This window comes from Janibacter sp. CX7 (genome assembly GCF_024362365.1).
Classification (GTDB): Bacteria; Actinomycetota; Actinomycetes; order Actinomycetales; family Dermatophilaceae; genus Janibacter.
Genome location: NZ_CP101464.1, coordinates 1,043,653 through 1,056,028, shown reverse-complemented (window position 1 = coordinate 1,056,028; position 12,376 = coordinate 1,043,653). Strand labels below are relative to the sequence as shown.

Genomic DNA, 12,376 nt, shown 5'->3' with positions numbered 1-12,376 from the left:
TCCGGGTCCCGCCACTGGCGCGTCAGGTCAGCTTCACCGGCTTGACGATGTCGGCGTAGACGAGCAGCAGGGTCATGCCGAGGAAGGCGATGGCGACGACATAGGCCAGCGGCAGCGCCTTGGCGACGTCGACGGGTCCGGGGTCGGGCAGGCCGCGCAGCCTGGCCCAGCCCTTCTTGACCGCCTCCCACAGCGCGCCGGCGACGTGGCCGCCGTCGAGCGGCAGCAGCGGCACGGTGTTGAAGGCGAAGAGCACGAGGTTGAGCCCGCCGAGGAGGCTGAGCAGGAGGATCGCCTTGTCCTTGGTGTCGCCGAAGACGTCGGAGCTGGCGACCTCACCGGCGACCCGTCCGACCCCGACGACCGACATCGGGCCGTTGGGGTCGCGCTCGCTGCTGCCGAAGGCCGCCTGCGCGACGCCGACGAGCTTCTGCGGGATGCGCACGAGCAGCCCGTAGGTGTCGCCGAGCTGGTCCCCGAAGAGCCCGGGCACGGCGGTGATCGACTGCTTCTGCATCTCCTGGGTCGGGCTCGCGCCGAGGAAGCCGGCGCGCTCGGTGCGCACCGTGCCCGAGGCATCGGTCTGCGGTGCGCCGTTGTCGTCGTAGACGGGCATGTCGAGGACGATCGGGTCGGCCTCGAGCTCCTTGGCCGCCCCGTCACGCTCGACCGTCATCGTCAGCGGCTTGTCCAGGTTGGCCCGGATCGCGCCGCGGACGTCGGCCCACGTCGAGACGGGCCGGCCGTTGATCTCGGTGATCCGGTCACCCGGCTTGAGCCCGGCCTCGTTGGCCGGCGCGACGGGCATGTCGGAGGTGCACTCGTCGGCCGCCTGCTGCCCCATCTGCTTGATGTCGACGCACTCGTTGACCGACGCCACGGTCGTCGTCGTCACGGCGATGCCGCTCATCGTCCAGATGCCGCCGAGGACGACGAGCGCGATGAGCAGGTTCATCACCGGACCGCCCATCATGATGACGACCCGCTTCCAGATCGGCAGCTGGTAGAACATCCGGCCCTCGTCCTCGGGGCGGACCTCCTCGAAGCTCTGCTGCCGAGCCTCGTCGACGAGCTGGCTCATCCGCCCGGTGCTCGTGGTGCGCACCCGCCCGTCCTGGGCCGGCGGGAACATGCCGATCATCCGGATGTAGCCGCCCAGCGGGATCGCCTTGACGCCGTACTCCGTCTCGCCGCGGCGACGCGACCAGACCGTCGGGCCGAAGCCGACCATGTACTGCGGCACCCGCAGGCCGAACTTCTTCGCCGGGACGAGGTGGCCGATCTCGTGCAGGGCGATCGACAGGGCGATGCCCACGACGGCAAGCAGGACCCCCAGCACGTAGAGCAGCATGGTCTGATCGTCTCACGCGGTCCTGAGGACCGACCGGGCCTCGTCCCGCGCCCAGGCGTCCGCCGCGAGCACGCCCTCGACGGTGTGCGCGTCGAAGCGCGCGTCGTCGTGCCGCTGCAGCACCCGCTCGATCGTGTCGACGATGTCGGTGAAGCGGCACTCGCCGTCGTGGAAGGCGTCGACCCCGACCTCGTTGGCCGCGTTGTAGACGGCCGGGTGGGTGCCACCGGCGGCACCGACCTGCTGGGCGAGCCGCACGGCGGGGAAGGCCTCGTCGTCGAGCGGCTCGAAGCGCCAGTCCTGCGCCTGCGTCCAGTCGACAGGGGTCTCGACGTCGGTGAGCCGCTCCGGCCACGACAGGCCGAGCGCGATCGGCGCGAGCATCGTCGGCAGCCCGAGCTGGGCGATGACCGCACCGTCGTGGAACTCGACCATCGAGTGGATGATCTGCTGCGGGTGGACGACGGCCTCGATGCGGTCCATCGGCACGTCGAAGAGCAGGTGCGCCTCGATGAGCTCGAGCCCCTTGTTGACGAGCGTCGCGCTGTTGGTCGTGATGACCCGCCCCATCGCGAAGTTCGGGTGCTTGAGCGCCGCCTCCGGCGTCACCTCGCGCAGCGCGTCGCGGTCCATGCCGCGGAAGGGCCCGCCGCTCGCGGTGACGACGAGCTTGCGCACCTCCTCGGCGCGGCCGGAGCGCAGCGCTTGGGCGATCGCGGAGTGCTCGGAGTCGACCGGCACGATCTGCTCGGGCGCGGCGACGTCCTTGACGATCGGGCCGCCGATGATCAGCGACTCCTTGTTGGCCAGGGCCAGCCGGGCCCCGGAGCGCAGTGCCGCGAGCGTGGGCCGCAGCCCGATGGCGCCGGTGATGCCATTGAGCACGACGTCGGTCGGCGCGCCGGCCGCGATCGTCGCGGCCTCCTCCCCCACGACGACCTCGGGCGCGTAGCCGGGGACCCCGGCGTCGTCCGCGGCCGCTGCGATCGCCGCGGTCAGCTCCTCGCGGGTGCCGCCGGCCGCCGCCACGAGCGAAGGGCGAAAACGTGCGGCCTGGGCGGCGATCAGCCGCGTGTTGGCACCACCGGCGAGCACCTCCACCTCGAAGCGCTCGGGGTGGGCAGCGATGACCTGCAGGCCCTGCGTGCCGATGGACCCGGTGGAGCCGAGCAGGGTGACGCGCGTGCTCACGCGCTCTCCTCCCGACGGCTGGACTCGATGGCCTCGCGGCGGGCGAGCCGGTTGGCCCGGCGGATCTCCGCCTCGCGGAACCGCCGCTGCTCCTCGGGCGTCTCGATGCTCAGCTCGGGGACGTGACGGGTCCCCCCTTCGGCATCGACGGCGACGAAGACGAGGTAGGCGCTCGCGACGTGGACGCGGTCGGTGACGGCGTCCCAGCGGTCGACCTCGGCCCGCACGCCGACCTCCATCGACGAGGTGCCGGCCCAGTTGACCTGTGCGCTCACGTGAAGCACGTCGCCGACGCGCACGGGGTTGAGGAAGGCCATCTCGTCCATCGCCGCCGTGACGGCCGGCCCCTGCGCGAAGCGGTTGGCCGAGACGCCGGCGGTGTCGTCGACCATCTTCATGATGTTGCCGCCGTGCACATTGCCCAGGAGGTTGGCTTCGGCCTGGGACATGACGCGGGAGAGGGTGATGCGGGTGTCGGTGGGAGTCGTCACCGCGCCATCATGACAGTGACCCGCGCCGCCACCACGACCGAAGGGAGGGCGCCGTGACCGCCGCACTGCTGTGGGGAGCGCTCGCAGGCTCGTCGCTGCTCGTCGGCGCCCTGCTCGGCGTCGCCCGCACCTGGCCGCGACGCCTCGTCGGTCTCGTCCTGGCCTTCGGTGCCGGCGCCCTCATCGCGTCCGTGGCCTTCGAGCTCGCCGAGGAAGGCGTGCGCACAGGCGGCCCTGTCCCGGTGGCGGTGGGGATCGCCCTGGGCGCTCTCGCCTTCACCGGCGGCAACCATGCGATCCAGGCCATGGGCGCCCGCCGGCACCGCGGCCATCCCGATCGGGAGGTCGACGACGCGGACGGATCGGGGGCGGGGCTCGCCCTCGGCGCCTTCCTCGACGGCATCCCGGAGCAGGCCGTCCTCGGCATCGGCCTGGCCTCCGGTGGCGGAGTGAGCGTCGCGCTCCTCGTCGCGGTATGGGTCTCCAACCTGCCCGAGGGCATCGGCTCGGCCGCCGACATGCGCCGCACGGTCCCGCGCCGCTCCATCCTGCTGCTGTGGCTCGGCGTGACTGTCGTGTGCGCCCTCGCCACGCTCGGCGGCTATGCGCTGGCCGACATCTCTGGCGAGGGCGGCGCCGCCCTCATCAGCGGCTTCGCCGCCGGCGCGCTTCTCGTCATGCTCGTCGACGAGATGATCCCCGAGGCCCGGTCGGCTGCGGGTCCGATGGCGGGCCTGGTGACGGTCGTCGGCTTCGCGCTCGCGGCCGGCCTGTCCACGCTGTCCTGACCCGCCCCTCAGCGATCCGCCACCACGATGCTCAGGTCCGGGTACTCGTCGTCGAGGTCACCGAGCACGTCGAGCACGCCCGGGTCGGCGCCGCCGTGGCCCGGGCGCCACACGAGCGTCCACGGCCCCTCGTGCCGGTCGGCGACGTCGCGCAGGCAGTCCATGAGGGCGTCGAGGTTGCGCCCGAAGTGCTCGGGCAGCACGAGCGCCTCGGCGAAGCGGTCGTAGGTCTCCTCCCGCCCGGACCCGCCGTCGACGAGGTGGACGTGGTCGGTGCTGGTGACCGCGCGGGCGAGCAGCCCGTCGACCCCGGCGGCCTCGATGTGGATCACTGCCCCTCCTCGATCTGGGCGAAGCTCGCGTAGTGGTCGTCCGTGTAGTAGCGGTCGCCGTCCTGCCCGCCGACGATCCGGCGCGCGCCGCGGTCGTCCTCGCCGGGCGTCGGCACGGTGTACTCGCGGTAGTAGCCCTGCGACTGGTCGGGCAGGATCCCCTCGCGGTTGCCGAAGGTGATGCCGTCGCGGTCGTAGGGGAAGGGTCCGTCGGAGCGGATCAGCTCGAGCGTCTCGCGGCCCTCCGGCGGCAGCTGCGACTCGGCGATCGTGTCCAGCCCGGAGTCGGGAGTGGAGCCGGACTCCCCTGTGCCCGAAGGGGGTCCCCCCGCCTCGGTCTGCGAGGTCGCCGAGGTCGCGGCGGAGGTGGTCGACCCGCCGGGCGAGGAGTCGCCCCCGGTGCCGCCGGTGCCGCCGGTGATGACGATCCAGGCGGCGAGCAGGATCAGCAGGACTCCCCCGGCCAGCTGCAGCCGGGTGCGCCAGGTCTTCGACACGGTCAGAGCGCCAGGCCGACGTACTTGGTCTCGAGGTACTCCTCGATGCCCTCGAATCCCCCTTCGCGGCCGAAGCCGGAGTGCTTGACCCCGCCGAAGGGGGCCGAGGGGTTGGAGACGATGCCCTGGTTGATCCCGACCATGCCGAACTCGAGCGCCTCGGCGACGCGGATGGTCCGGGAGGTGTTCTCGGTGAAGACGTAGGCGACGAGGCCGTACTCGGTGGAGTTGGCCAGGCGCACGGCCTCCTCCTCGGTGCTGAAGGTCGTGATCGGCGCGACCGGGCCGAAGATCTCCTCGGTGAGCACGCGGGCGCTCGCCGGGACGTCGGTGAGGACGGTCGGCGGGTAGAACCAGCCCTTGCCCGAGGGCACCTCGCCACCGACGAGGGCGCGGGCGCCCTGCGAGAGCGCGTCGTCGACGAGCTCGGCGACGCCGGTGCGCGCCTTCTCGGTGATGAGCGGGCCGACGTCGACCCCCTTCGTCGTGCCCTTGCCCATGGTCAGGGCGCCCATGCGGTCGGCCAGGGCCGCGGCGAAGTCGTCGGCGACCGACTCGTGGACGATGAAGCGGTTGGCGGCGGTGCAGGCCTCGCCGATGTTGCGCATCTTGGCGAGCATCGCGCCCTCGACGGCGCGCTCGAGGTCGGCGTCCTCGAAGACGACGAAGGGGGCATTGCCCCCGAGCTCCATCGAGGTGCGCAGCAGCTGCTCGGAGGACTGCTCGACGAGCTTCTTGCCGACCGGCGTGGAGCCGGTGAAGGTCAGCTTGCGCAGGCGCGGGTCGCGGATGATCGGCTCGCTCACCTCGCCGGAGGAGGTCGTCGGCACGACGTTGAGCACGCCGGCGGGCAGGCCGACCTCCTCGAGCAGGCGGGCCAGGGCGAGCATCGTCAGCGGTGTCTCGTGGGCCGGCTTGACGACGGTGGTGCAGCCGGCGGCGATCGCGGGGCCGATCTTGCGGGTGCCCATGGCGAGCGGGAAGTTCCACGGAGTGATGGCGAAGACCGGCCCGACGGGCTGCTTCATCGTCATCAGGCGGGTCCCACCGCTGGGGGCGACGGCGTAGCGGCCGTGGATGCGCACGGCCTCCTCGGCGAACCAGCGGAAGAACTCACCGCCGTAGGTCACCTCGCCGCGCGCCTCGGCCAGGGGCTTGCCCATCTCGAGGGTCATGAGCATGGCGAAGGTGTCGGCCCGCTCGGTGATGAGCTCGAAGGCCGAGCGCAGGATCTCCGAGCGCACCCGCGGGTCGGTCGCGGCCCACTCGGCCTGCGCGGCGACGGCCGCGTCGAGCGCCGCCTTGCCGTCGGCGACGGTTGCGTCGGCGACCTCGACGAGGGTCTTGCCGGTGGCCGGGTCGCTCACGGCGAAGGTGGCGCCGTCACCGGCATCGCGCCACTGCCCTCCGATGTAGAGCTGAGTGGGGGCGTACTCGAGGGCTGACTTCTGCGTCACGGCTGCCATGGGGGCAACGTTACGGCCTGCCCTGAGCATGCAGTGCCCTCCGTGAAGCGGGTCAGTGACTGTAGGGCAACTCCAGGTGGACCTCACGCATCATCTCTTCGTAGGCGGCGAGCCACGACTTCGCCGTCTGCAACGCGTACGAGTCGGGCGCCTCCTCCTCAAGATCCTCGATCAAGCCGGCCAACGTGTCGCCCTGGATCAGCAGCCCCGGGAACCGCCGCTCATCATCATGAGCGAGTTGGACGTTCCCTCTTCGTCCCAAAGAGCGCAGTCCCATGTCAGCCGCCCCTCGGGAAGAAGGCGACCACCACAACCACAGCCACCAACCAACGCCGCACCACCACACGCCTCCCCAGCACTCGCCGTCGAACCCCAACAGGCCCACACACCGGCAACACCCGCAGTCTCACCCACCACAACCCCACCCACCCACCGACCCGCCGACCCCAACCTGAACAATCGGCACCACTCACGCACCACCCGCATGCAGGTTCACCCCACCCTGCGTCGGACTGGCGTAAATCCTCCGGTTTTGTCACGCTATGAGCGTTGAACTTCCAGATTTCGCCGCCGGAGGCCGCAATGACTGTCACGACCCCCTTCGCCCGGGTGCTCCTCGACCAGGCGCACAGCAGCGCGTGGTCCATCGACCCCGAGCTCGCCGAGCGGATGAACCCCGCCAACCCCGGCGACGCGAGCCTCGCCCGGGCCGCCGCGGTCCTGCGCGAGCGCGGCACCGAGGTCCTGGCCCACACCGACGGTGAGCTGACGCCGGAGGCGCTGGCCGGCACCGACGTCCTCGTCATAGCCCACCCCGCAGCCGCCTCCAGCGAGCGCGTCGCCGGCGACCTGCCGCCGGTCCTCTCCCCCGCCGAGATCACCGCCGTCACCGACCACGTGGCGAAGGGGGGCGGTCTCGTCGTCCTCGGCGAGTGCGACCACGACGCCCACGGCAACAACCTCAACGAGCTGCTGGCTCCCTTCGGCCTGAAGATCGTCTCCACGCTCGTCCACGAGCGCGCCGACGGCGGCCGCCGCCACCAGGGCAATGCGACCTGGGTCCTCGGCGAGACGAGCACCGGCCCCGGGCAGGGCGTCATGGCCGGCATCGACGAGCTGTGCTTCTACCGCGCCGGGACCATCGACGCCTCCGGCGCCCCGGGTGCCCGCGTCCTCGCCCGCACCTCCGCCACCGCCCACCCCGCGGCCCAGCCGCTCGCCGTCACCGTGCAGCACGGCGCCGGCCGCGTCGTCGTGCTCGCGGACTCCGACCTCGTCGGGGACGACTCGATCGGTGAGCTCGACCACGAGGAGTTCTGGGTGAACCTCGTGACGTGGGCGGGGAATGGGGATGCGTCCCTTCGAGACGCTCGCCCGCAGAGCGGACTCGCTCCTCAGGGACCGGAGGTGGGGGGCAGCGACGCGTGGGTCGCGCTCAAGGCGGCCGTGGAGGAGCTGCGGCTCATGCAGACCAAGGACGGGTCGCTCGCCGACGACGCCGACCGCGAGCGGGCGACCGCGCTCGTGGCCGTCATGGCCGAGCGGATCACCGAGCTCGCGCCGCGCTTCCCGCACGACGCCGACTACCTGGCGGCGCTGCCGGTCGACCTGCAGCGCTGGGTCGACGGCGGCTTCGGGGTGCCCGACTTCCTCGACTCGCTCATGGCCTTCCGCCCCGACCGGCACCGCGTCGACGGCACGCAGCACCTCGCCGTCTTCCCGATGTACACGCAGAACGGCAACCTCGACCGGGTCTTCGAGGCCGTGCTCTTCGACGTCATGTGGCCCCAGTGGCTCGCCGACGTCGAGGCGACCTACGACAACCCGATGTTCCTGCCGGTCCGCTTCATCGACTTCACCCCCGGCTACGACACCAACTCGGCCGTCCTCTTCCCCGAGACCGTCGCCGTGCGCGAGGTGCCGAAGTTCAGCTGGGGCGCGATCTTCTGCGACCGCGAGGCCGCCCGCTTCCGTCGCGTGACCTCCGCCTCCGCGGAGGTGCTCGGCCTCGACCTGCCGCCCGAGGGCGAGCGGCTCGTCGCCTCGCAGGAGGTCGCCCAGGCGACCTTCGCGATGTGGGACCTCATCCACGACCGCACGCACAGCCACGGGGACCTCCCCTTCGACCCCTTCATGATCAAGCAGCGCATGCCCTTTTGGATGTACGCCCTCGAGGAACTGCGCTGCGACCTCAACACCTTCCGGCAGAGCGTGACGCTGGCGGAGGCGGGCCACCCCTATGCCCGCGCCGTGCAGCTGGCGATCCTCTTCGACCGGCTCTTCCGCTTCCCCGTCACCGGCGACCGGGTGCGCAACTACGACGGCCTCGGCGGGCAGCTGCTCTTCGCGTGGCTGCACAAGCGCGGGGCGATGCGCTGGACCGACAACACGCTGACCTTCGACTGGGCGCAGGTCCCGGCCGCGGTCGTCGCCCTGTCCGACGAGGTCGAGACCCTCTACCGCGAGGGCATCGACCGCTCCCGGGTCGGGCACTGGATGGCCGCGCACCAGTTCATCGCCGGCTACGTCGCGCCGCACCCAGCGTCGGCCTGGGCGAAGGGGGCCGAGCACCTGCCGCTCGACGGCCCGCCGAAGGGTCTGACCGACCTCGTGCAGCCCGACGAGTTCCCGCTCAACGTCTTCTACGAGGCGCTGCGCAAGAAGCTCGCGCCCGTCATCGAGGCCACCCGCGGCATCACCGGCACCCTCGACCCGCGCGCTGCCGAGGCCGCCGCGGCTGAGAGGATCCCCGCGTGACCGACACGACCACCCAGGCAACCCCCTTCGCCCCGATCCACGACCCGTCGAGCCGCGGCTTCGCCAGCGACAACTACGCCGGCGTGCACCCCGAGGTGCTCGCGGCGATCGTCGCGGCCAACGGCGGCCACCAGGTCGCCTACGGCGAGGACGTCTACACCGCGCGTCTGACCGAGGTGCTCTCCGAGGTCTTCGGCACGGCGGCGCAGGTCTACCCGGTCTTCAACGGCACGGGGGCCAATGTCCTTGCGCTGCAGGCGTGCACGCCGCGCTGGGGGTCGGTGCTCACGACGAGCAGCGCCCACATCCACGTCGACGAGGCCGCCGCGCCCGAGCGGGTCGGCGGGCTCAAGGTCAACGTCATCGACACCCCCGACGGCAAGCTGACGCCCGAGCTCATCCGCGCCTACCCGGCCCGGGTCGGCGACGAGCACTTCGCCCAGGTCGGCGTCGTCTCGATCACCAACTCCACCGAGGTCGGCACCGTCTACACGCCGGCCGAGATCCGCGCGATCGCCGACCTCGTCCACGAGATGGGGTGGGTGCTGCACCTCGACGGCTCGCGCCTGTCCAATGCGGCGGCCGCCCTGGGGGTCGAGCTGCGTGAGCTGACGACTGACGCCGGCGTCGACATCCTGTCGCTCGGCGGGACCAAGATCGGCGCGATGCTCGCCGAGGCGGTCGTCGTCCTCTCCCCCGACCGGGTGACCGGCGCGACCTTCCTGCGCAAGCAGTCGATGCAGCTGGCGAGCAAGATGCGCTTCGTCTCGGCGCAGCTGCTCGCGATCTTCGAGGGCGACCTGTGGCGGCGCAATGCCGAGCACGCCAACGCAATGGCCCGGCGCCTCGCCGACGGCGTCGCCGACATCGAGGGCATCACCCTGCCCACCGAGGTCGAGGCCAATGCCGTCTTCCCGATCCTCGCCCGGGAGTCGAGCGAGCGGCTCATGGAGTCCTTCCGCTTCTACTTCTGGGACGAGACGACCGGTCAGGTGCGCTGGATGTGCGCCTGGGACACGACCGAGAGCGACGTCGATACCTTCGTCGACGCGGTGCGCGCCGAGCTGTCCTGAGGCGCACCCGACCCCGGACGCGGGTTCCGGGTGGACCTGTGCAATTGCTCACAGATGGCGTGTTCTTCAGGTTCCGTTCAGACTCGTCCACTATCCCTAGAGGGTGGCCCGCCTCCCTCGACTGACCAGCGCACCGGTCCTCGCCGGTGCGCTCGTCGTGTTCACGCTGCTGGCAGCGGGCCCACTCCAGCCCTATGACGAGCGCTTCCAGGGCTACTGGGCCAAGCGCTACACGCCCAACTGGTGGCAGTTCCTCGACTCGGTGCCCAATGCCGTCGCCGGTCAGGCGGTCTGCCTGCCGGTCCTGCTCGCGGTCGCCCTCGTGCTCGCCTGGCGCCACCGCACCTGGCACCCGCTGGCGATCGTCGCCGCGGCCGAGGTCGGCTTCTACGTCGGCATCGGCGGGATGAAGGTCCTGCTCGGTCGCTCGGCACCCATCCACGGCACCGGTGGTGGCTTCTGGGACGGCGGCCCGATTGCCCACGGCTTGTACGGCATCGCCTACCCCTCCGGCCACGCCGCCGAGGCGGTCCTCATCTACGGCGCCGCGGCCTACCTGATCCTCGCCTACGCCGGCCCCGACACCCGGCTGCGTCGGCGCCTGACCTGGCTCGTCACGCTCATCGCGCTGCAGGCGATCGTCGTCGCCTTCTACCTCGGCTTCCACTGGCCCACCGACCTCGTCGCCGGGCTGCTGGCCGGTGGACTCGTGCTGCGCCTCATCGTCAACGGCGACCGTGCACTCACCCGGCAGGGCCTCCCCTTCGGCTGGAGCTACGACCTGCCGGGCCGCCGTGGCCGCGACAGCGAGCCCGAGTCCGCCCCGGCGCCGACCCCGCGCCCCCAGCCGGTCCCGGTGCCGGCGGCGGTGTGGCTGCGCACGCACCCCTTCGACCTGGCGAAGCCCACCGTGCACAGCCTGCGCCCGCTCACCGCGCAGTGGTCGGTGCGCACCCCCGGCACGCCCACTCACCGGCGCCCCGAGCGCGAGCTCCAGCTCCACTGAATCTTCGCCGCGACCCACATGGTTGTGTGTTGAACCGGTAGGTCCGGAAGCCGACAGGTAGCTGGTGGGGGCTGCCGGCTCCCCCGGCTACCACTTCACGACACAACCATCGATGAGGTCAGTCGGGGCTGCGGTTGGGGGCGGCCGGGTCGCGCTCCTCGATCCCCCACGGCGAGCCGTATCCCTGCGGGGCGGGAGCAGCGAGCAGCTCGAGGAAGGGCCGCGCGTCGAAGGCCTCCGGCCCCCTGGCACCCGAGCCCGACCAGACGCCCGTCGCGAGCAGCTCGAGCGCGACGACGGGGTTGATCGCCGTCTGCCACACGACCGCCTGGGCGTCGTAGTCGCGCATCGAGACCTCGTTGTCGGCCACGTGGTAGAGGTAGACCGCCCGCGGAGCGCCGTCCTTGGTCCCCGTGACGAGCAGCCCGGCACAGGTCTTGCCGGTCATCCGCGGACCGATCGTCGCCGGGTCGGGCAGCACGGCCGCGACGACGTCACGCGGGCTGACCTGCACCCCCTTGACATCGACCGGGTCGGTCGAGTCCAGGCCCAGCTCGTGGAGCATCTTGAGCATGGAGATCATCTGCTCGCCCAGGCCGTACTTGAAGGTCACCCGGCCGGCGTCGACCCAGCGCGGCATGAGCAGGACCTCCTCGTGCTCGACGTGCACGCACTCGACCGGGCCGATCCCCTCGGGGAAGTCGAAGACCTCCGGCTCGGCGAAGGGGGGCAGCGTCGCGAAGCCTGCTTCCACGTCACCGCCGGCCCGCTCGCGCTCCCACACCACGGGCGGGTTGAGGCACTCCTCGATGATCGTCCACATGGAGAAGCCGGGGGCGAAGACCTCGTTGCCGTCCTCGTCGTGGACGACGAGGTTGGCCCCGTCGCGGGTGCCGAGCTCGTCGATCTCGTCGAAGAGCCCGTCGGCCGCGTAGCGGGCGAAGACATCGGACAGCCCCGGCTCGACACCGATGCCGAGCAGCGCGAGCCGGCCCGCGGACTCCCACTCCCCCGACCGGGCCAGCTGCAGGTCACCGAGCTTGACCCCGGGCAGCTCGTGCGGCCGCTCCGGGTGTGGCGTGGACAGCGACATCGCCATGTCGAGGTAGTCGGCCCCGGCGGCGAGTGCCCCGTCGAAGATCGGCATGACGAAGCGCGGGTCGACGGCGTTGAAGACGTGCGTCGCGCCGTGCTCACGGGCCAGCGCCGTCACCGCCGCCGGGTCGGAGGCGTCGACCTGCGTCGCGACGAACGCTCCCTCCTTCCCCCTTCGTGCCGTCGCCGCGGCAACCGTCGCCTCGGCCCGCTCCAGCGAGTAGTCGGCCACCACCCACAGCTCGAAGAAGTCGCGCTCGGCGGCGATCTTGGCCGCCGCGTCACCGACCCCGCCGGCACCGATCATGAGCACACGCATGAGAGCCTCC

General features: G+C 71.6%; 12 protein-coding genes. 4 read left to right on the top strand and 8 right to left on the bottom strand.

Translation table 11 applies throughout. The annotated features are described in order from the left end of the window. Window positions 1-22: 22 nt before the first annotated feature. From NMQ01_RS05215 to NMQ01_RS05205, 3 genes are read right to left on the bottom strand one after another with little or no spacing between them, the layout of a single operon-like run. Window positions 23-1,351, bottom strand: coding sequence for an RIP metalloprotease (locus NMQ01_RS05215; RefSeq protein ID WP_369694851.1), 1,329 nt, complete (start codon window positions 1,349-1,351; stop codon window positions 23-25). Window positions 1,352-1,363: 12 nt separating this feature from the next. Continuing rightward, on the bottom strand, window positions 1,364-2,542 hold the full coding sequence (gene dxr / locus NMQ01_RS05210; RefSeq protein WP_255185806.1) for a 1-deoxy-D-xylulose-5-phosphate reductoisomerase: 1,179 nt from the start codon (window positions 2,540-2,542) through the stop codon (window positions 1,364-1,366). Then, window positions 2,539-3,033 (bottom strand): acyl-CoA thioesterase, encoded by a 495-nt coding sequence (locus tag NMQ01_RS05205; protein ID WP_255185805.1) that lies wholly within the window; start codon window positions 3,031-3,033, stop codon window positions 2,539-2,541. The genes dxr and NMQ01_RS05205 overlap by 4 nt, the downstream gene beginning before the upstream one ends. Before the next feature lie 53 nt (window positions 3,034-3,086). Between NMQ01_RS05205 and NMQ01_RS05200 the strand changes: the two genes are divergently transcribed. After that, a complete protein-coding gene (locus NMQ01_RS05200) occupies window positions 3,087-3,821 on the top strand; it encodes a ZIP family metal transporter (protein WP_255185804.1) in 735 nt (244 codons plus the stop codon). Between the two features lie 8 nt (window positions 3,822-3,829). On the opposite strand, the gene NMQ01_RS05195 is transcribed toward NMQ01_RS05200, so the two are convergent. The 4 genes from NMQ01_RS05195 to NMQ01_RS05180 are packed head-to-tail and all read right to left on the bottom strand — an operon-like array spanning window position 3,830 to window position 6,393. Continuing rightward, window positions 3,830-4,153, bottom strand: a complete 324-nt coding sequence (locus NMQ01_RS05195; RefSeq protein WP_255185803.1) for a barstar family protein — start codon at window positions 4,151-4,153, stop codon at window positions 3,830-3,832. Next, on the bottom strand, window positions 4,150-4,650 hold the full coding sequence (locus tag NMQ01_RS05190; protein ID WP_255185802.1) for a ribonuclease domain-containing protein: 501 nt from the start codon (window positions 4,648-4,650) through the stop codon (window positions 4,150-4,152). Before NMQ01_RS05190 ends, NMQ01_RS05195 begins: the two co-directional genes overlap by 4 nt. Window positions 4,651-4,652: 2 nt before the next feature. After that, window positions 4,653-6,116: an NAD-dependent succinate-semialdehyde dehydrogenase gene (locus NMQ01_RS05185; RefSeq protein WP_255185801.1), complete on the bottom strand. Its 1,464-nt coding sequence runs from the start codon at window positions 6,114-6,116 to the stop codon at window positions 4,653-4,655. Between the two features lie 52 nt (window positions 6,117-6,168). After that, a complete protein-coding gene (locus NMQ01_RS05180; RefSeq protein ID WP_255185800.1) occupies window positions 6,169-6,393 on the bottom strand; it encodes a hypothetical protein in 225 nt (74 codons plus the stop codon). Between the two features lie 305 nt (window positions 6,394-6,698). Between NMQ01_RS05180 and NMQ01_RS05175 the strand changes: the two genes are divergently transcribed. The 3 genes from NMQ01_RS05175 to NMQ01_RS05165 all read left to right on the top strand — a co-directional run bounded on the left by NMQ01_RS05175 (window position 6,699) and on the right by NMQ01_RS05165 (window position 10,952). Beyond that, the gene (locus NMQ01_RS05175; protein ID WP_255185799.1) at window positions 6,699-8,873 is read left to right on the top strand and encodes a DUF6421 family protein; all 2,175 of its coding nucleotides are present in this window, start codon (window positions 6,699-6,701) and stop codon (window positions 8,871-8,873) included. Next, window positions 8,870-9,946, top strand: a complete 1,077-nt coding sequence (locus NMQ01_RS05170) for a low specificity L-threonine aldolase (protein WP_255185798.1) — start codon at window positions 8,870-8,872, stop codon at window positions 9,944-9,946. The genes NMQ01_RS05175 and NMQ01_RS05170 overlap by 4 nt, the downstream gene beginning before the upstream one ends. A 103-nt stretch (window positions 9,947-10,049) precedes the next feature. Continuing rightward, entirely contained in the window at window positions 10,050-10,952 is a 903-nt protein-coding gene (locus NMQ01_RS05165; RefSeq protein ID WP_255185797.1) for a phosphatase PAP2 family protein, read from the top strand. Window positions 10,953-11,070: 118 nt separating this feature from the next. On the opposite strand, the gene NMQ01_RS05160 is transcribed toward NMQ01_RS05165, so the two are convergent. Continuing rightward, window positions 11,071-12,366, bottom strand: a complete 1,296-nt coding sequence (locus NMQ01_RS05160) for a saccharopine dehydrogenase family protein (RefSeq protein WP_255185796.1) — start codon at window positions 12,364-12,366, stop codon at window positions 11,071-11,073. Window positions 12,367-12,376: the final 10 nt, after the last annotated feature.

What these genes read in the sequence shown, in the direction of transcription:
- NMQ01_RS05215 (WP_369694851.1), bottom strand. Translation starts at nt 1,351, where the DNA reads ATGCTGCTCTACGTGCTGGGGGTCCTGCTTGCCGTCGTGGGCATCGCC.
- NMQ01_RS05180 (WP_255185800.1), bottom strand. Translation starts at nt 6,393, where the DNA reads ATGGGACTGCGCTCTTTGGGACGAAGAGGGAACGTCCAACTCGCTCAT.
- NMQ01_RS05185 (WP_255185801.1), bottom strand. Translation starts at nt 6,116, where the DNA reads ATGGCAGCCGTGACGCAGAAGTCAGCCCTCGAGTACGCCCCCACTCAG.
- NMQ01_RS05160 (WP_255185796.1), bottom strand. Translation starts at nt 12,366, where the DNA reads ATGCGTGTGCTCATGATCGGTGCCGGCGGGGTCGGTGACGCGGCGGCC.
- NMQ01_RS05175 (WP_255185799.1), top strand. Translation starts at nt 6,699, where the DNA reads ATGACTGTCACGACCCCCTTCGCCCGGGTGCTCCTCGACCAGGCGCAC.